Origin of the sequence: Cupriavidus sp. DF5525, assembly GCF_040149425.2 — a bacterium.
Taxonomy (GTDB): Bacteria; Pseudomonadota; Gammaproteobacteria; order Burkholderiales; family Burkholderiaceae; genus Cupriavidus; species Cupriavidus pickettii_A.
The window spans coordinates 1837438-1853323 of sequence record NZ_CP168266.1 but is presented as its reverse complement, the minus strand read 5'-3'; the positions used below and the strand labels follow the sequence as shown (position 1 = coordinate 1853323).

The following is a 15886-nucleotide window of genomic DNA, read 5'->3' as shown; positions in this document are numbered from 1 at the left end:
TTAGAGGTTGCCCAGCAGCGCATTCAGCGGCGTGCGGATCTCGTGGCTCATGGCCGCAAAGAAGGTGGCGCGCACGCGCATCATGGCCTCGGTGGCCTGCTGCGCCGAGCGCAATTGCTCCTGCAGCGCCTGCTGTGCGGTGCAGTCCTGCACGGCGCAGAACAGCACCTCGTCGTCGCGATAGCGCGCCGGCGCGTAGGTGACCTGCAGGAAGCGCTGCCCGCCCTCGCCGGCAGGGCGCTGCGCGTCGGCGGCTTCCGGCGGTGCCGCGACGGTAAAGCTGGCAATGGCGGACTTGGCGGCCTGGCCGCCCCCGCCGCGGCGCGGCTGCCTGTCGAAGCCATCGGCCACGGCATCCGGCAGCAGGCGCTCGCGCCCGTGCAGTTGCAGCAGCGTATCGGCCAGCAGGTTGGACATCAGCACGGCGTAGTCGCGCTGGCGCACGATGCACAGGCCGACCCGCGTGGCGCTGACCAGGATGTGGTTCATCAGTTCGCTTTCCAGCGCGCGCGAGGCTTCGGCGTGCGTGCGCCGCAGCAGGTGCCGGCTCCAGTAGCGCGCGCTCAGCACGATCGCGCTCACCAGCAGCAGCATGGCGCCGAGGATGACGGCGAGTTCAGCCGCCAGTGCGGAAGCCAGCATCCGGTACGGCAGGTAGTAGGCGAGCAGCCCGAACTCCGCGCGCAACTCCTGCACCAGCAGCACGCCCAAGCGCGTGTAGTGCAGCGAATCATGCGACATATGGCGCGCCCGCGCGCTGATCTCCCGGAGGGTGGCATCCGATGCCGGCCACGCGCGCGGCCACCAGCATGTCCGGGGTATTGCCGACATAGGCGGCGCCGGCCAGCACCATGATGGGGGAATCATCCACCGGATGGCGCAGCGGGCCGACCCAGACCTGCTCGTCGCGCCCCGGCACGGCGTGGCCGGTGCGGTCCAGCAGCGCCTGCGTGAGCCGCGTGCGCCAGCAGCGGGATCAGCGTCGGGTCGAGCGCCATTGGGGCGCGCGCGCCGGCGTCTGGCTGGCTGATGACAATGGCGCTGTCTTCGTTGAGCGAGACCGCGTAGGCGCCGTGGCCGAGATCGAACGCCTGCTGCGTGGCCACGGTCGCCAGCGCGATATCGCGCTGGCGCACGAACTGCGCCGGCAGCGCGGCGCCCCAGGCGCGCTGCGTCGCATCGGCGGCAAGCAGGTGGTAATCCTTGCGCACGGCCTCGACGTGGGCGCTGGCCGCGCCAGTGCGCCGGAACGCCTCGTAGCCGGCATGGCGCGACGGGTCCGGCGCACGCGCGTCAGGGTAGTAGCGGATCGTCAGCATGGTGCGCCGCAGGAACGACGATTCATTGTGCAGCAACTGCGCGATCGAGGCCACGTACTGCGACACGTGGCTGCGGCGGTAGTCCAGGTGCTTGCCCGCCGCCAGGCCGGCGAGCAGCAGGCCGGAAAACGATGGCGATCAGCACCGCGATCGTCACCGAGTACAGGTGTTGCTGGCGGCGGGCGTTGTCGGAAAGCGTATCGAAGGCGCTGGCCAGCGATTCCCGGGTACGGTCGAGGTCTTGCTGCATCGGCCGTCGCTCAGGCGGCTGCCCCAGGACCGGCTGCGTCAGATAAGGCCATTCTCATAGGCGTAGCGGATCAGGCTGGTATTGGTCTACACGCCGAGCTTGCGCATGGCCACGGTCTTCTGGCTGGAGATCGTGCTGACCGAGCGGCCGAGCTTGCTGGCGATGTCGGTCAGCTGGAAGCCTTGCGCATAGAGCCTGACCACTTCCAGCTCGCGCTGCGTGAGTTCGGTGGCAGGCGCACCGGCGAGCGCGGCGTGCTCCAGGATGGCCCGCACCGAAGGCGAATGGAAGCAGCTGTTGTCGCTGAGCGCGACGTGGATGCAGGCGCGCACCGCGTCCTCCAGCGGGTCTTCCTTGCTGACGAAGGCGCGCACGCCCAGCTTCATGGTGCGGCGGATGATGGCGGGATTGGTCTGGGCGCTGATCACCACCACGCGCGTGCGCGGATGGCGGCGCGCCAGCCGGCTCAGCAGGTTGAAGCCGTCCAGCGATGCATCGCCGTGGCCCATGCAGAAATCGGTGATGGCGATATCGGCCGGATGCTTGTCCAGCGCGCCCAGCAACTCGGTGCCGTTGCGGCATTCGCAAGTGATTTCGACGCCGGCGGTGCGCTGCAGGCAGCCGCGCAGGGCGGCCACGACCAGCGGGTGGTCGTCCGCCAGGGCGACACGTATGACTCGGTCGTGCATACCTCGGATCCTTTGCTCAAGAAACTGAAATTGGACGGCCCCGGGAGTTCCATGGGGCGTGGCGTGCGCGATGCTGCCCGGCGCAGCGCACGGGTGGGATGGGGTGTCGGCCGTGTCCGGCACAAGTGGGGGGACAGCGCGGCCACGCGGGCACGACACCAGTCGGGGTGGGGTGATTCATTGCACAGCGTCTCCGGATCGGGATGGCAACCGGCCGGTTCCGGTTGCGCCAGGTCATTGCGTCAGCACAAATTCCGCATTCTGGCTATGTTCCTCGCCCCGTTGAATCGCAATTTGGCTAGTTCCGGGATCGGGCCGCGAGGGGGCGGCCCGGCGCGCGATGTGGGACAGGCATGACCAGCCAGAGAGTAAGGCGCCGGGCCGGCGCACTTGGCCCGGGATTGCGCGCGATTTCATGGCCTGATCCGCGACATCAGTGCCAGGTCTTTTGTCTGAAATCATTGCGAGGCCGAAAACCGCCGCGACGGCAAGTGGATTTGCGATGGCCCCGGCTCGCAGGCCCCGGAGCCAGGCATGTCGTGTAACGAAACTTTCACGCTGCGCGTGGCAAATCGCTGTCCTAGAATGAACCTGACACGCGTCCGGCATCGTGTGCGGCGCAGCATCCGGCCACGGCCGGGTGGCGCTTGCGGCGCCCGCGGCGTGTGCACCGCGTGAGGGAATGCCATGCCCGTCTACCAATACCGCTGCGAGAAGTGCGGCCATGTGTTCGAGAAAACCGAGCATCTCGCAGAACATACCTCTTCCCATCCGAATTGCCCGAATTGCGGCAGCCAGTCCGTGCAGCACGCGCCGGCCCCGTTCGTGGCAGTGACCCAGCGCAAGAGCTGAGTCCGAACAACAATCCCTGGAGGGTCTGCGCGCCGCCGCCATGGTGCGGCGGCGCGCGACGTGCCGCCGTTGGATGACAACGGCACGCCTGTTTTCATGCGTGGCGCATGGTGTGCCACGCACGTTCGCGCTGCGCGCAAGCGGCGATCTCAACCTTGACGGAGGATGCCATGGCTACGAGACCGTTCTCACAATTTCCCGCCGACGAGCAGCAACAGGTCACGCAGGTGTGCATGCAGGTCGGACTGGCGCCCGAGATGTTCGATATTTCCGATGAGAGCAACGGCGGCGGGGCGCGCCGTGTCAGCGTGCGCCGGGCGGGCACGGACAAGCAGAGTATCTACGAGGCCGGACCCGGTTCGGTCTGGGTCGAGGAGTTCGAGAGCGACCTGGAATGCGGCCTGTTCGGCCAGGTGACTGCCTAGCGCGCCGGGGCACGGGCTAGCGCTGCGGGTGCGGGTGCTTAGCGCGGAAAGGACTGCGGCCCAAGTGCCGCAGGCAGCGAGGAGATGATGCGAGGACCGCCGCAGGACAGCCCGGGCGGTTCAGATGCGACGCAGTTGCGGCGCAGTGACCGCTCGTGATGGCTCAGTGACGGCCGCGTTCGCCGGTGCGCGAGACCACCGACGCGCCCGCGATCAGCTCCTTGAGCAGCGCCAGCGAGGCCGCGCCCGAGGTGCGGTATGGATCCAGTTCGGCGCGCGCCGAGAACTTCAGCAGCGTGGCGGTGTTGATGCGCGCGGCATTGACCTGGCCCATGGCCCAGCCGGCGAAGTCGCGCGCGCAGGTTTCCTCGAAATGCAGCAGCGTCACGTCGTGATGGCGGGGATCGCGCGCGATCGCCTGGTACAGCTGCGACACGTCCTGCCGGTCGCCTTCCAGCGCCTGGAGGAACATGCCGTTGCCATGGCACAGCACGCCGGTGATGCCGTGGCGCGGATTGCGTTCGAGGCTGGTGGCCAGGATCGCATCGAGGAGGGCGGCGTCGATGGGCTGGCGGGCGCGGCTGGCATAGAGCAGGCGGACTAGCATGATCGTGGCGGCTCCGGTATCGGGCGTGGCTTAAGGGGCGTGATCCTGGGGCGGGGCCTCTAGCCGCGGTTGTTGTTCAGCAGCGTGAGGAATTCGCGGCGCAAGCTGTCGTCCTTCAGGAACGAGCCGCGCATCACGCTGTTGGTCATCTTGGCGTCGGTGTCGCGCACCCCGCGCCAGTGCATGCAGAAGTGCTCGGCCTCCATCACGATGGCCAGGCCGTCGGGGTTCATCTTCTCCTGCAGCAGGTCGGCCACCTGCGCCACCGCCTCTTCCTGGATCTGCGGCCGGCACATGATCCATTCGGCCAGCCGCGCGTACTTGGACAGGCCGATCAGGTTGGAATGCTGGTTCGGCATCACGCCTACCCACAGCTTGCCGATGATCGGGCACAGATGGTGCGAGCAGGCACTGCGCACCCGCAGCGGGCCGACGATCATCAGCTCGTTGAGCTGGCCGACGTTGGGGAATTCGGTCACCGCCGGCGCCTTGGCATAGCGGCCGGCGAAGATCTCTTTCAGGTACATCTTGGCGACCCGGCGCGCGGTTTCCTGCGTGTTGTGGTCATTGTCGACGTCGATCACCAGCGCGCGCAGCACGTCTTCCATGCGCGCCTGCACTTCGGTCTGCAACTGTTCCATCTCACCCGGCTCGAGGTAGGGCGCGATATTGTCGTTGGCGTGGAAGCGCTCCTGCGCGGCCTGCAGCCGGGCGCGGATGCGGGACGAGACGGTGGGGGCCGCGCCATGCTCCTTGCCGTGGGCGTGGTCTTCGGCCGGGCTGAATTCCTTCGCGCGGTGCGCCGCGTCCTTGCTGGTCATGAGTCGGGGTGTCCGGATTGCATCGAGAGCTGCCAGAGGCTTGCACTGCGCGCGGCGGCGGCGCCGCCGCGCGGGTGTGCCGGGTCCACTATATGGCAGATGCACGGGCCGAACAACCCGCCACGGAAGCCGCCATGCGGGCGGCGGTGGGCCGAGTACGCCACAACCGTACGCCCTTCCGTGAATAGTTCATGACATCGCTCAAGCCCGCCCCGCACGGCGCCGACAAGCGCACATAATGGGTGCACCCGCCAGGCGGCCCGATGAAGGAAGGCCGCCGGCGACCGGCCGCTGCATCGGGCGGCCATACTCTTGTCGGGACAACGAGACCATGCCGATTGCCTTTCCGTGCAGCAGCCTGATGCTGCTCCATGTCGTGACGGTGCCGCTGCCGGCGGCACCGGTGGAAACGGGCGTGGCGGAACACCACGCCAGCGCCGCACGCCTGGCCGCGCCCGGCCTGCGCCGGCCGCTGCTGCCGGCAGCACGCACGCCGGCCACCGCCGGCACCCCTACCGGCTGAGGCCGCCGCTTACCAGAGCAGCAACGCCAGCGCCGGCAGCATCGCTGCCGGCATGACCACGGCCCCCACGCGCAGGAACTGGCCGGCGCTGATCATATGCCCTTCGCGCCGCAGCGCGGTCAGCCACAGCAGCGTGGCCAGCGACCCCGTCACGGACAGGTTGGGGCCAAGGTCGATGCCGACCAGCACCGCGCCGGTGACGGCATGCGACGCATGCCCGGCAGCCAGCGCCGACGCGGCGATCAATCCGGCCGGCAGGTTGTTGGCGATATTGCCCGCCAGCGTCACCACCGCGCCCACCGCCAGCAGCGCGCCGGCCCCGCCGTGGCGCGACGCGGCCTCGACCGCGTCGGCCAGGTGGCGGATCACCACGGTCTGCTCCAGCGCCGCTACCAGCACGAACAAGCCCGCCACCATCGGCAGTACGCCCCATGACACTTCGCGCAGCGCCGGCGCCAGCAGCTCGCGCCGCGTGGCGCAGACCAGCAGCAGCGTCGCCACGCCAGCAGCAAAGGTGGGCCAGCCCAGGTCGCTGCCGCGCAGCGAGGCGATCAGCAGCGCGATGCCGGTCAGCACGATGCCCAGCGCCGTCAGCCAGGCCTGCAGCGACAGCGGCGGCACCGGCACGTCGTGTTCGATCGGCTCCGACAGCGCATCGCGCTGGGTCCACCACAGGGCGGCCAGCGTAGCCAGGATCGCGGCCAGCGACGGCAGCGCGAAGCTCGCCAGCCAGGCCGCCAGCGGCGGCATGCGCTCGCCGAAGATCACCAGGTTGGCGGGGTTGGAGATCGGCAGCACGAAGCTGGCCGCGTTGGCGATAAAGGCGCACGCATACAGGTAAGGCAGCGGATGCCGGACCCGCGCCGCGCGCGTGGCGGCGAGCACCGCCGGCGTGAGCACCACCGCGGTGGCATCGTTGGACATGAACGCCGTCACCAGCGTGCCGAAGCCGTACACCAGCAGGAACAGCCGCAGCGCCGAGCCGCGCGCCTGGCGCACCGCCAGTGCGGCGACGTGGTCGAACAGGCCGGTCTTGCGGGCCAGTTCGGAGATCAGCATCATGCCGGCGAGAAACAGGTACACGTCATAGCCGCGCATCACCGCCGCCAGCGCGTCGGGCAGCGCCAGCAGGCCGGTCACGCACAGCAGCAGGGCGCCGGCGGCGGCCCAGAAGGCCTCGGGCAGGCGAAAAGGGCGGAACAGGACGCCGGCCGTGGTCAGCGCGGCGACCGACCAGATCAGCAGTGGGCTGTGGCTGGACATCGGTATTGTTGTTGTGATGGTGGGGAAGGGACTACAGGTTGGGGTCGACGGGCGCAATGGGCGTCGCTTGCGGTGCAGCGCCGGGGGTGGGCAGGCCGATGGCCTCGCTGGTTACCGGCGTCGGCGCGGGCGCCGCGGGCTCGTTGCTGGCGACGGGGGCCGGGGACGGGGTGGCCGGCGGCGGGAAGCCAAGGGAGGCGATGCCGCGGTTGCTGTCGGCATACTCCGCATACATCCAGTCATCGCCCACGCGCACCACGCCAGCCGGCGCATGCGCCTCAGGCACTGGCACGCCGGCGAGGCGGCCTTCCATGTAGGAGGCCCAGACCGGCAGCGCGGTGGTGGCGCCGAATTCATGCTCGCCCAGGCTGCGGTTGTCGTCATAGCCCATCCACGCCACCGTGACCACGCCGCCGGCATAGCCCGCGAACCAGCCGTCGACCGAATCGTTGGTGGTGCCGGTCTTGCCGGCCACGTCGTCGCGGCGCAGGTAGCGGCGCACGCCCGCGCCGGTGCCGTCGTCGACCACGCTGCGCAGCAGGCTGTCCATTACGAAGGCATTGCGCTCGCTGATCACCCGCGGCGGCGCCGTGCCCTCGGCCCCCTGACCGTTGCCGGCGGAGAACAGCACGTTGCCTTCGCTGTCCGTGATGCGCTCGATCAGGTAAGGCTCGACGCGGTGGCCGCCATTGGCGAACACGCCGTAGGCAGCGGCGAGGCGCAGCGGCGAAGTGGTGCCGGTGCCCAGCGCCAGCGGCAGGTAGCGCGGCAGCCGCTTGGGCGAGAAGCCGAAGCGGCTGGCGAACTCCACCGCATACGGGATGCCGATTGCCTGCAGCGTGCGGATGGCAGGCAGGTTGCGCGATTCGGCCAGCGCCTGGCGTACCGTGATCGGGCCGACAAAGCGCCCATCGTCATTGGAAGGCTGCCAGCGCGAGCTGTTGGCCAGCGGTGCGTCGTTGATCACTGTGCCGGGCGATACCCCGTGCTCCAGCGCCGCCGCATAAACGAAGGGCTTGAAGGTCGAGCCCGGCTGGCGCAGCGCCTGGGTGGCGTGGTTGAAGCGGCTGGCGGCAAAGTCGGCGCCGCCCATCATCGCCTCGATCGCGCCGGTGGCGCAGTCCAGCGACACCAGCGCCGCCTGCGGTCCCTGCGCCAGCGCCTTGATTGCCTTGCGGTGGCGGCGCGCGTAGCCTTCCAGCCCGCCATGCACCGCGTCGTAGGCCAGCGTCTGGCGCACCGACGACACCGTGGTGTAGACGTTCAGGCCGCGCGTATAGGCCTCGTCGCCAAAGCGGTCGCGGGCCAGCTGGCGCGCCAGGTCGGCCACGTACTCGGCATGACCGGCGAAGCTGCCGGGGCTGTCATTGGAGATGGCGAGGCGTGCGGCGCGGGCCTCGCGGTAGTCGTCCTGGCTGATCATGCCGAGCGCCAGCATGCGGCCCAGCACATATTCCTGGCGCCGCTTGGCGCGCGGGAAATTGACCACCGGGTTCATGGTCGACGGTGCCTTGGGCAGCCCCGCCAGCATCGCTGTCTCGGCCAGCGACAGCGCGGCCAGCGGCTTGCCGAAATACGCATGCGCGGCGCTGCCGAAGCCATAGGCATGCTCGCCCAGGTAGACCTGGTTCATGTACAGCTCGAGGATGCGGTCCTTGGACAGCGACTGGTCGATGCGCCAGGCCAGCAGCATTTCATACCACTTGCGTGCCAGCGTCTTCTCGCGCGACAGGTAGAAGTTGCGCGCCACCTGCATGGTGATGGTCGACGCGCCCTGCGCATAGCCCTGGCCCAGGTTGGCCAGCGCCGCGCGCAACACGCCGGGGATATCGACGCCCTCGTGCTGGTAGAACTGGTCGTCCTCGGCAGCCAGCAGCGCCTTGACCATGCGCGTGGGAATCTGCTCGAAGGGAATGAACTCGCGGTGCTCGCTGCCGAATTCGCCGATCTGCACGTTGTCGCTGGTGTAGATCCGCAGCGGCACGTCTGGCCGGTAGTCGCGCAGGGCGTCAACGGGAGGAAGCTGCCGCAGGCTCACCACCGCGGCAAAGCCGGCAAGCAGAATGCCGGCCGCAGCCAGCGCCAGCGCGGCGCCGCCTGCCTTGACTGCGATTTTTTTCATGCGCGCATTCTACCCGCTGGCCGTGCCGTCGTAGCGGTTATCGGGACGCGGCCAGCGGCAGCGGGCAGCCGTCCTCGTCGTGTTCGGCCGGTGCTGCCGGTGCTGGGGGTAATGCCGGTAATGCCGGTAATGCCGGCGCTTCCTCGGGCTGCGCCGCCCCGACGCGCAAGCGGGCCTCGCTGTTTTGCTGCGCGAATTCGCACAACGCCAGCCAGGTTTCCTCGCGTTCGATGATGGTGAAGTGATCCGTGCCTGGCATGGTCTGCAGCGCCACCGGTCCGGGCCATGCGGCCATCAGGCGCTCGGAGCACTCGTGTGGTACCACCTCGTCGGTCTCGGCCAGCAGCACCTTGGTGCTCTGCACGACCTTCTTGCAGTGCGAGATCGAATCGAAATGGTGACGCATCAGCTGGCGCAGCGGCACCAGTGGGAAACGCTTGCCCACCAGCTCCAGCAGCGAGTCGTAGGGCGTGACCAACTGCAGGCTCTCGAAATCCTGCAGGTCCGCCAGCTGGATCGCGACACCGGTGCCAAGGCTGCGGCCCACCACATGCACGCGGGTGTCGGGAAAGACACGTCGCACGTGCAGCAGGAACTGGCTGGCATCAGCCACCGCGGCGGCCTCGGACGGGCGGCCGTCGGAATGACCCAGGCCGCGGTAGTCGTAGGTGGCGAAGCCCATGCCGGCCGGCAGCCAACGCGCGTATTGCAGCGTTTCGAGCACATCCTCTCCGCGGCCGGGCAGGTAGAACAAGAGGTCGAGCACGGTGTCGCCGGGCGCCTGGTAGATGTAGCCGCGCACCACGCCGCCGGGGATCCGGTGCGAATAGCCGATGATGCCGTCGGGCAGGTCGCGCGGCGGGCGCCGGCGCACGGCGAACAACAGCCGTTCCTGGTTGAGCGTCAGGTAGGTCCAGTAGCTGGCGAAGCCGCCGGCGGTGACCAGCGCTGCCGCCAGCGCGCGGCGGGTGGGGAATTTCATGGCTCGTCCACGGTGTCGCGGCCTGGCGTGGCGCCCCGGGGGCGCAGGCCTTGCCGCCTAGCCGCGCAGCCTACCTCATTTTTGTCAGGCGCGAGGCCGCAGCGCAAGCCAGCCGGCGCAGTTCTTGTACGATATGCCTCATTCAGGCGCGCGCACCCCCCACACCCAACGACGCGCAAACGGAGCTGACAAGCATGAGCGAGCAGAAGCACGAGCAGTACCGCGCCGAAGAGGCGCAGGCAATGGAACGCGTCGTCGCGGCGACGCGGCAGGTCCAGGTGGCATTCACCGCCCTGCAGGCCCACTACCCGCCGCAGGGCAGCGGCAAGCCGTCCAAGCTCGCACTGCAGACCTTCGATGCGGCCCTGCAGGCGCTGGAGGACGCGCAGGCCACGTTCGACGAGATCCTGAACGACCTGCTCGACGAAAAACGCTGATGGCGCGGGCCCGGGCCGCCGGGCCTGATACAGGGGCCCCGCCCTGTGCTATGGTTGCCGGATAAAGCCGCCCGGCCTGCCGCAGCACACGCCTGCACGGTACGCGACACGGGACGGCAGGGCAGCGGCCGCTAAGCCTTTTGCGATGCGCGCCGTCTGCCAGCACAGGAGACCCGCCGTCATGCATCGTGCCGCCCGTTCTGCTGACCATCCTGCCGCCGACGCTGCGCTCCAGGCCGTCGACCCGGCCGACGCCGACCGCGCCGGCCTGATCGCCCGCTCCCATGCGCGCTCGGCCGGCTTCGGACTCGACGCGCGCCATGCGCCGGACTTCGACATCGCCGGCGTGCGCGCACTGGGCGAACTGGTCGATGCCAGCCGCGACCTGTACCGCCATGCGCTGCCGGTGATGGAGACCCTGCACGCGCAGATCGCCAATACCGACAGCATGGTGCTGCTGACCGACAGCAGCGGCGTGATCCTGCACAGCCTGGGCGACGGCGATTTCGTCGGGCGCGCCCGGCGCGTGGCGCTGGCGCCGGGCGTGTCATGGGCCGAACCCAGCAAGGGCACCAACGCCATCGGCACCGCGCTGGCCGAGGCCCGTCCCACCATCATCCACGCCAGCGAGCACTTCCTGCAGGCCAACCACCAGCTCACCTGCTCGTGCGCGCCGATCGCCGGCCCGACCGGCGCGATCCTGGGCGCGCTCGACGTCAGCGGCGACCATCGCGGCTTCCATCGCCACACCATGGCGCTGGTGCGCATGTCGGCGCAGATGATCGAGAACCACCTGTTCGCCAACCATTTCCCCGAGGCGGTGCTGGTGCGCTTTCATGCGCGCCCGGAGTTCGTCGGCACGCTGTTCGAGGGCATGGCGGCGTTCACGCCCGACGGCGCCTTCCTGGCCGCCAACCGCAGCGGGCTGTTCCAGCTCGGGCTGGCGCCGCAGGCGCTGGCGCTGTCTGGATTCGCCGAGCTGTTCGGCCAGCCGGTGCGCGTGGCGATGCAGGCGCGCGCCACCTCGGCCGGATCGCTGCAGGTGCTGACGCTGCCGAGCCGGGTCCAGGTGTTCGCGCGCGTCGAATACCTGGCCGCGCCGGTGACGGTGCGCCAGCCAGTCGCCGACGACCCGCTGCCGCCGGCGCTGGCCGCGCTCGACACCGGCGATGCCGCCGTGGCCGCGGTGCTGCGCCGCGTGCGCAAGGTCAGCGGGCGCGATATTCCCATCCTGGTCCAGGGCCGCACCGGCACCGGCAAGGAATGGCTGGCGCGCGCCATCCACGCCGCCTCGCCGCGCGGCAACGGGCCTTTTGTCGCTGTCAACTGCGCGGCCATCCCCGAGTCGCTGATCGAGGCCGAGCTGTTCGGCTACGAAGAGGGTGCCTTCACCGGCGCGCGCCGCCGCGGCTGCGTAGGCAAGCTGGCGCAGGCGCATGGCGGCACGCTGTTCCTCGACGAGATCGGCGACATGCCGCTGGCGCAGCAGGTGCGGCTGATGCGGGTGCTGCAGGAGCGCGCGGTCACGCCGCTGGGCGGTGCGCGCGCGATGCCGGTTGATGTGCGGGTGGTCTGTGCCACCCACCGGGACCTGCGGGCGATGATTGCCGATGGTTCCTTCCGTGAGGACCTGTACTACCGCATCAATGCGCTAGCCGTGACGCTGCCGTCGCTGTGCGAGCGCAGCGACCTGCCGGTGCTGGTGGAGCGCATTTTGCAGCGGCAACGGGAAGAGACTGGCACGGAGGTGCCGTTGCGAGTTGGCGCAGAGGTGCTGGCGCTGCTGCGGCGGCATCCGTGGCCGGGGAATATCCGGCAGCTTGCCAATGTGTTGCGAACGGCGGCGATCCTGGCGGAAGGGGAGGCGGAGATCGGCTGCGAGCACCTGCCGGAAGGGTTTGAGCAGGAGTGCGACGACGACGCGGAACGCTGTGAGGACACGTCGGCTGCCCGGTCAACGCCAGCGACCGGGACCGCGGCAGCCGCCGGGCGCATGCGCGACTGGGAAGCGGGCGTTATCCGCCAGACGCTGGCGCGGCATGGTGGCAATGTCAGTCATGCCGCCCGCGAGCTGGGGGTTTCGCGCAATACGATCTATCGGAGGTTGAAGGAAGGGCTGGATGACGAGCCGGGGTCTGAGGGCTGAGGCGTTGCACAAGCGCTGACGCGTTTCATCTCCCGTTTGCTCCCTCTCCCGCAAACGGGAGAGGGAGCACCCAGTTGGCTAGCGCGAACAGTGAGGCAGCTCACAACCCCGCCTGCGCAGCCAGCCAAGCCGCCTCCTCATCACTGAACAACTCCGACCGCGTCAGAAACCGCAGCCCAGTCGGCCCCTCCAGCGAAAACATCCCACCCGCCCCCGGCACCACGTCTATCACCAGCCGCGTGTGCTGCCAGTACTCGAACTGCGCGCGCGTCATATAGAACGGCGCGCCGCCGATCTCGCCCAGGCACACATCAGCCTGCCCCACCAGCAGTTCGCCGGCCGGGTAGCACATCGGCGCACTGCCGTCGCAGCAGCCGCCGGACTGGTGGAACATCAGCGGGCCATGCCGCGCGCGCAGTTGCGCGACCAGCGCGAGCGCGGCGGGCGTCGCAACGACGCGCGCAACAGGCGCATCGGCCGAACCAGGAACGAATGACGGCATGGCCTGTCTCCCGCTCACGCGGCCAGGTCCAGCACCACGCGCCCTTCGATCTTGCCCTCGCGCAGTCGCCCGAGCACATCGTTGATATCGTCGAGTTTCGCGGTCGACACCGTGGCCTTGACGTCGCCATGCGCGGCAAAGTCCAGCGACTCCTGCAGATCGCTGCGCGTGCCGACGATGGAGCCGCGGATGGTGATGCCCTTGAGCACCACGTCGAAGATCGGCGTGGCGAACTCGCCCGGCGGCAGGCCGTTGAGCGCGATCGTGCCGCCGCGGCGCACCATGCCGATGGCCTGCGAGAACGCGATCGGCGACACCGCGGTCACCAGCACGCCATGTGCGCCGCCGATCTCTTTCTGCAGCCACGCGGCAGGATCGGTAGTGCGCGCGTTGACGGTCGCCTCCGCGCCGAGCCGGCTTGCGAGTGCGAGCTTCTCGTCATCGATGTCCACCGCGGCCACGCGCAGCCCCATCGCCCGCGCATACTGCACAGCCACGTGGCCCAGGCCGCCGATGCCGGAGATCACCACCCACTGGCCCGGCCGCGTATCGGTGACCTTCAGGCCCTTGTAGACCGTGACGCCCGCGCACAGGATCGGCGCGATCTCGACAAAGCCGATCTTGTCGGGCAGCAGGCCCACGTAGTTGGGATCGGCAACGACATATTCACCGTAGCCGCCGTTGACGGAATAACCGGTGTTCTGCTGCTTCTCGCACAGCGTCTCCCAGCCCTGCAGGCAGTGCTCGCAATAGCCGCAGGCACTGTACAGCCAGGGCACGCCGACGCGGTCGCCTTCCTTCACGCGGGTGACGCCGCTGCCGACGGCAGAGACAAAGCCCACGCCTTCATGGCCGGGGATAAAGGGCAGCGTGGGTTTGACCGGCCAGTCGCCGTCGGCGGCGTGCAGGTCGGTGTGGCAGACACCGGAGGCCTCAATCTTCACCTGGATCTGGCCGGGACCGGGTTGCGGAACAGGAACTTCATCGATCGTCAGCGGCGCGCCGAACTCTCGCACCACTGCAGCTTTCATCATGGCAGGCATCTCGACTCCTTGAATGACTCCCTGATCGGGTTGGCCCCGCGCCCGCGGGGCTCAATCCGATCATGGCACGCACATGGCAGCGTGCCTTGCGCATCGTCAGAAAAATCCGAGAGCGTTGGGGCTGTAGCTCACCAGCAGGTTCTTGGTTTGCTGGTAGTGATCGAGCATCATGCGATGGTTCTCACGGCCGATGCCGGACTGCTTGTATCCCCCGAACGCCGCATGCGCCGGATAGGCATGGTAGCAGTTGGTCCACACGCGGCCAGCCTGGATGCCGCGCCCCATGCGGAATGCGCGCGCGCCGTCACGCGTCCACACGCCTGCGCCCAGGCCGTAGAGCGTGTCGTTGGCGATCGCCAGGGCTTCTTCCTCGTCCTTGAAGGTCGTCACCGAGACCACCGGCCCGAAGATCTCTTCCTGGAAGATGCGCATCTTGTTGTGGCCGGCGAATACCGTCGGCTTCACGTAGTAGCCGCCGGCGAGGTCGCCGTCCAGCGCATTGCGCTCGCCGCCTGTCAGGCACTGCGCGCCTTCCTTGCGTCCCAGGTCGATGTACGACAGGATCTTCTCGAGTTGTTCGGCCGATGCCTGCGCGCCGATCATGGTGCCCTTGTCGAGCGGATGCCCCTGGCGGATCGCCGCCACGCGCTTGAGCGCGCGCTCCATGAAGCGGTCGTAGATCGATTCCTGGATCAGCGCGCGCGACGGGCAGGTGCAGACCTCGCCCTGGTTCAGCGCGAACATGGCGAAGCCTTCCAGCGCCTTGTCGAAGAAGGCGTCGTCGGCGGCCAGCACGTCCTCGAAGAAGATGTTCGGCGACTTGCCGCCCAGTTCCAGCGTCACCGGGATCAGGTTCTGCGAGGCGTATTGCATGATCAGGCGCCCGGTGGTGGTCTCGCCGGTGAAGGCCACCTTGCTGATGCGCGGGCTCGATGCCAGCGGCTTGCCGGCTTCCAGCCCGAAGCCGTTGATCACGTTGACCACGCCCGGCGGCAGCAGGTCGCCGATCAGTTCCATCAGCACCAGGATCGAGGCGGGGGTCTGCTCGGCGGGCTTGAGCACCACGCAGTTGCCGGCCGCCAGCGCCGGGGCCAGCTTCCACGTGGCCATCAGCAGCGGGAAGTTCCACGGGATGATCTGGCCGACCACGCCCAGCGGCTCATGGAAGTGGTAGGCCACGGTGTCGGCATCGATCTCGGAGATGCCGCCTTCCTGCGAGCGGATGCAGCTGGCAAAGTAGCGGAAGTGGTCGACCGCCAGCGGCAGGTCGGCGGCGCAGGTCTCGCGCACCGGCTTGCCGTTGTCGATGGTCTCGGCCACGGCCAGCAGCGTCAGGTTGGCCTCGATGCGGTCGGCGATGCGGTTCAGGATATTGGCGCGCTCGGTGGTGGAGGTGCGCGCCCAGGCGGCCTTGGCGGCGTGCGCGGCGTCCAGCGCGGCATCGACATCCTGCTGGTTGGAGCGCGGCACGCGCGTGAACGGCTTGCCTGTGATCGGCGTGATCGACTCAAAGTACTCGCCACCGGCGGGCGGCACCCAGGCGCCGCCGATGAAGTTCTCGTACTGTTGCTTGTAGGGGTTGCTGACGCCCAGCTGGGCGATTTCCGCCATATTCATGTCTCGCTCCGTTCGTTGATCTGTGTGGTGTCGTCACGGCCTCGCGCCGTGCGCACGGCAGGCAGATCGCAAGAGGTGTGCCGGAGCGGAAACCGGCGTAAAACTGGCGGAAAAGCCGGGGAAAACGCCGTGGCGGGTGCCTGCGCCCGCGCCGGATGTGTCACGCGGTAGCAGCGGTGTGCCAGCGCGTGACAGCAGGTGTTCCAGAATGGAACAGTTGCTCGTCAGGCCTTGGGCCGGGACGCGAGGGCGGCCGCTACCACGTCGACGTGGCCGACGAGCCGCTGC

The 15886-nt window shown here is 68.8% G+C and carries 18 protein-coding genes; 5 read left to right on the top strand and 13 right to left on the bottom strand.

From position 1 onward, the window contains the following. The 5 genes from ABNX08_RS29705 to ABNX08_RS29685 form a co-directional block, all read right to left on the bottom strand. Positions 1–741 (bottom strand): histidine kinase dimerization/phospho-acceptor domain-containing protein, encoded by a 741-nt coding sequence (locus ABNX08_RS29705; protein ID WP_022539293.1) that lies wholly within the window; start codon positions 739–741, stop codon positions 1–3. Next, positions 731–871: a hypothetical protein gene (locus tag ABNX08_RS29700; protein WP_349608841.1), complete on the bottom strand. Its 141-nt coding sequence runs from the start codon at positions 869–871 to the stop codon at positions 731–733. Before ABNX08_RS29700 ends, ABNX08_RS29705 begins: the two co-directional genes overlap by 11 nt. Next, positions 864–1385, bottom strand: coding sequence for a hypothetical protein (locus tag ABNX08_RS29695; protein ID WP_022539291.1), 522 nt, complete (start codon positions 1383–1385; stop codon positions 864–866). Before ABNX08_RS29695 ends, ABNX08_RS29700 begins: the two co-directional genes overlap by 8 nt. Continuing rightward, positions 1342–1569 (bottom strand): hypothetical protein, encoded by a 228-nt coding sequence (locus ABNX08_RS29690; RefSeq protein WP_349608843.1) that lies wholly within the window; start codon positions 1567–1569, stop codon positions 1342–1344. The genes ABNX08_RS29695 and ABNX08_RS29690 overlap by 44 nt, the downstream gene beginning before the upstream one ends. An 86-nt stretch (positions 1570–1655) precedes the next feature. After that, a complete protein-coding gene (locus ABNX08_RS29685; RefSeq protein WP_022539290.1) occupies positions 1656–2258 on the bottom strand; it encodes a response regulator transcription factor in 603 nt (200 codons plus the stop codon). Positions 2259–2945: 687 nt separating this feature from the next. Between ABNX08_RS29685 and ABNX08_RS29680 the strand changes: the two genes are divergently transcribed. Then, a complete protein-coding gene (locus tag ABNX08_RS29680) occupies positions 2946–3110 on the top strand; it encodes an FmdB family zinc ribbon protein (protein ID WP_041681830.1) in 165 nt (54 codons plus the stop codon). A gap of 170 nt (positions 3111–3280) precedes the next feature. Beyond that, on the top strand, positions 3281–3535 hold the full coding sequence (locus ABNX08_RS29675) for a hypothetical protein (protein WP_041682184.1): 255 nt from the start codon (positions 3281–3283) through the stop codon (positions 3533–3535). A gap of 163 nt (positions 3536–3698) precedes the next feature. Here ABNX08_RS29675 and ABNX08_RS29670 read toward each other — a convergent pair whose 3' ends face one another. After that, positions 3699–4142 carry a BLUF domain-containing protein gene (locus ABNX08_RS29670; RefSeq protein WP_022539288.1) on the bottom strand — a complete coding sequence of 148 codons (444 nt, stop codon included), beginning with the start codon at positions 4140–4142 and terminating at the stop codon, positions 3699–3701. A gap of 59 nt (positions 4143–4201) precedes the next feature. Then, positions 4202–4963 carry a GTP cyclohydrolase I gene (gene folE, locus ABNX08_RS29665; protein ID WP_022539287.1) on the bottom strand — a complete coding sequence of 254 codons (762 nt, stop codon included), beginning with the start codon at positions 4961–4963 and terminating at the stop codon, positions 4202–4204. Positions 4964–5294: 331 nt separating this feature from the next. Here folE and ABNX08_RS29660 point away from each other — a divergent pair, with 331 nt between their 5' ends. Beyond that, a complete protein-coding gene (locus tag ABNX08_RS29660) occupies positions 5295–5486 on the top strand; it encodes a hypothetical protein (protein ID WP_022539286.1) in 192 nt (63 codons plus the stop codon). Positions 5487–5495: 9 nt separating this feature from the next. On the opposite strand, the gene ABNX08_RS29655 is transcribed toward ABNX08_RS29660, so the two are convergent. From ABNX08_RS29655 to ABNX08_RS29645, 3 genes are read right to left on the bottom strand one after another with little or no spacing between them, the layout of a single operon-like run. Then, positions 5496–6749: an arsenic transporter gene (locus ABNX08_RS29655; protein ID WP_022539285.1), complete on the bottom strand. Its 1254-nt coding sequence runs from the start codon at positions 6747–6749 to the stop codon at positions 5496–5498. Between the two features lie 31 nt (positions 6750–6780). Then, positions 6781–8871: a penicillin-binding protein 1A gene (locus ABNX08_RS29650; RefSeq protein WP_022539284.1), complete on the bottom strand. Its 2091-nt coding sequence runs from the start codon at positions 8869–8871 to the stop codon at positions 6781–6783. A gap of 37 nt (positions 8872–8908) precedes the next feature. Then, a complete protein-coding gene (locus tag ABNX08_RS29645) occupies positions 8909–9853 on the bottom strand; it encodes an alpha/beta hydrolase (protein ID WP_022539283.1) in 945 nt (314 codons plus the stop codon). A gap of 194 nt (positions 9854–10047) precedes the next feature. On the opposite strand from ABNX08_RS29645, the gene ABNX08_RS29640 reads away from it, so the two are divergent. Together ABNX08_RS29640 and ABNX08_RS29635 are read left to right on the top strand one after the other, a co-directional pair. Next, on the top strand, positions 10048–10290 hold the full coding sequence (locus tag ABNX08_RS29640) for a hypothetical protein (RefSeq protein WP_010812795.1): 243 nt from the start codon (positions 10048–10050) through the stop codon (positions 10288–10290). A 181-nt stretch (positions 10291–10471) separates the two neighbouring features. Beyond that, positions 10472–12436: a sigma-54-dependent Fis family transcriptional regulator gene (locus ABNX08_RS29635; RefSeq protein WP_022539282.1), complete on the top strand. Its 1965-nt coding sequence runs from the start codon at positions 10472–10474 to the stop codon at positions 12434–12436. 100 nt (positions 12437–12536) lie between these two features. On the opposite strand, the gene ABNX08_RS29630 is transcribed toward ABNX08_RS29635, so the two are convergent. From ABNX08_RS29630 to adh, 3 genes are all read right to left on the bottom strand, one after another. Next, entirely contained in the window at positions 12537–12938 is a 402-nt protein-coding gene (locus tag ABNX08_RS29630) for a DUF779 domain-containing protein (protein WP_022539281.1), read from the bottom strand. 14 nt (positions 12939–12952) lie between these two features. Continuing rightward, positions 12953–13981, bottom strand: a complete 1029-nt coding sequence (gene adhP / locus ABNX08_RS29625; protein WP_022539280.1) for an alcohol dehydrogenase AdhP — start codon at positions 13979–13981, stop codon at positions 12953–12955. 96 nt (positions 13982–14077) lie between these two features. Beyond that, positions 14078–15598, bottom strand: a complete 1521-nt coding sequence (gene adh, locus ABNX08_RS29620; protein WP_022539279.1) for an aldehyde dehydrogenase — start codon at positions 15596–15598, stop codon at positions 14078–14080. Positions 15599–15886 lie beyond the last annotated feature (288 nt).

Coding starts and splice junctions, on each gene's coding strand:
- ABNX08_RS29705 (WP_022539293.1), bottom strand. CDS start 741: ATGTCGCATGATTCGCTGCACTACACGCGCTTGGGCGTGCTGCTGGTG.
- ABNX08_RS29690 (WP_349608843.1), bottom strand. CDS start 1,569: ATGCAGCAAGACCTCGACCGTACCCGGGAATCGCTGGCCAGCGCCTTC.
- ABNX08_RS29685 (WP_022539290.1), bottom strand. CDS start 2,258: ATGCACGACCGAGTCATACGTGTCGCCCTGGCGGACGACCACCCGCTG.
- ABNX08_RS29680 (WP_041681830.1), top strand. CDS start 2,946: ATGCCCGTCTACCAATACCGCTGCGAGAAGTGCGGCCATGTGTTCGAG.
- ABNX08_RS29675 (WP_041682184.1), top strand. CDS start 3,281: ATGGCTACGAGACCGTTCTCACAATTTCCCGCCGACGAGCAGCAACAG.
- ABNX08_RS29670 (WP_022539288.1), bottom strand. CDS start 4,142: ATGCTAGTCCGCCTGCTCTATGCCAGCCGCGCCCGCCAGCCCATCGAC.
- folE (WP_022539287.1), bottom strand. CDS start 4,963: ATGACCAGCAAGGACGCGGCGCACCGCGCGAAGGAATTCAGCCCGGCC.
- ABNX08_RS29660 (WP_022539286.1), top strand. CDS start 5,295: ATGCCGATTGCCTTTCCGTGCAGCAGCCTGATGCTGCTCCATGTCGTG.
- ABNX08_RS29655 (WP_022539285.1), bottom strand. CDS start 6,749: ATGTCCAGCCACAGCCCACTGCTGATCTGGTCGGTCGCCGCGCTGACC.
- ABNX08_RS29650 (WP_022539284.1), bottom strand. CDS start 8,871: ATGAAAAAAATCGCAGTCAAGGCAGGCGGCGCCGCGCTGGCGCTGGCT.
- ABNX08_RS29645 (WP_022539283.1), bottom strand. CDS start 9,853: ATGAAATTCCCCACCCGCCGCGCGCTGGCGGCAGCGCTGGTCACCGCC.
- ABNX08_RS29640 (WP_010812795.1), top strand. CDS start 10,048: ATGAGCGAGCAGAAGCACGAGCAGTACCGCGCCGAAGAGGCGCAGGCA.
- ABNX08_RS29635 (WP_022539282.1), top strand. CDS start 10,472: ATGCATCGTGCCGCCCGTTCTGCTGACCATCCTGCCGCCGACGCTGCG.
- ABNX08_RS29630 (WP_022539281.1), bottom strand. CDS start 12,938: ATGCCGTCATTCGTTCCTGGTTCGGCCGATGCGCCTGTTGCGCGCGTC.
- adhP (WP_022539280.1), bottom strand. CDS start 13,981: ATGCCTGCCATGATGAAAGCTGCAGTGGTGCGAGAGTTCGGCGCGCCG.
- adh (WP_022539279.1), bottom strand. CDS start 15,598: ATGAATATGGCGGAAATCGCCCAGCTGGGCGTCAGCAACCCCTACAAG.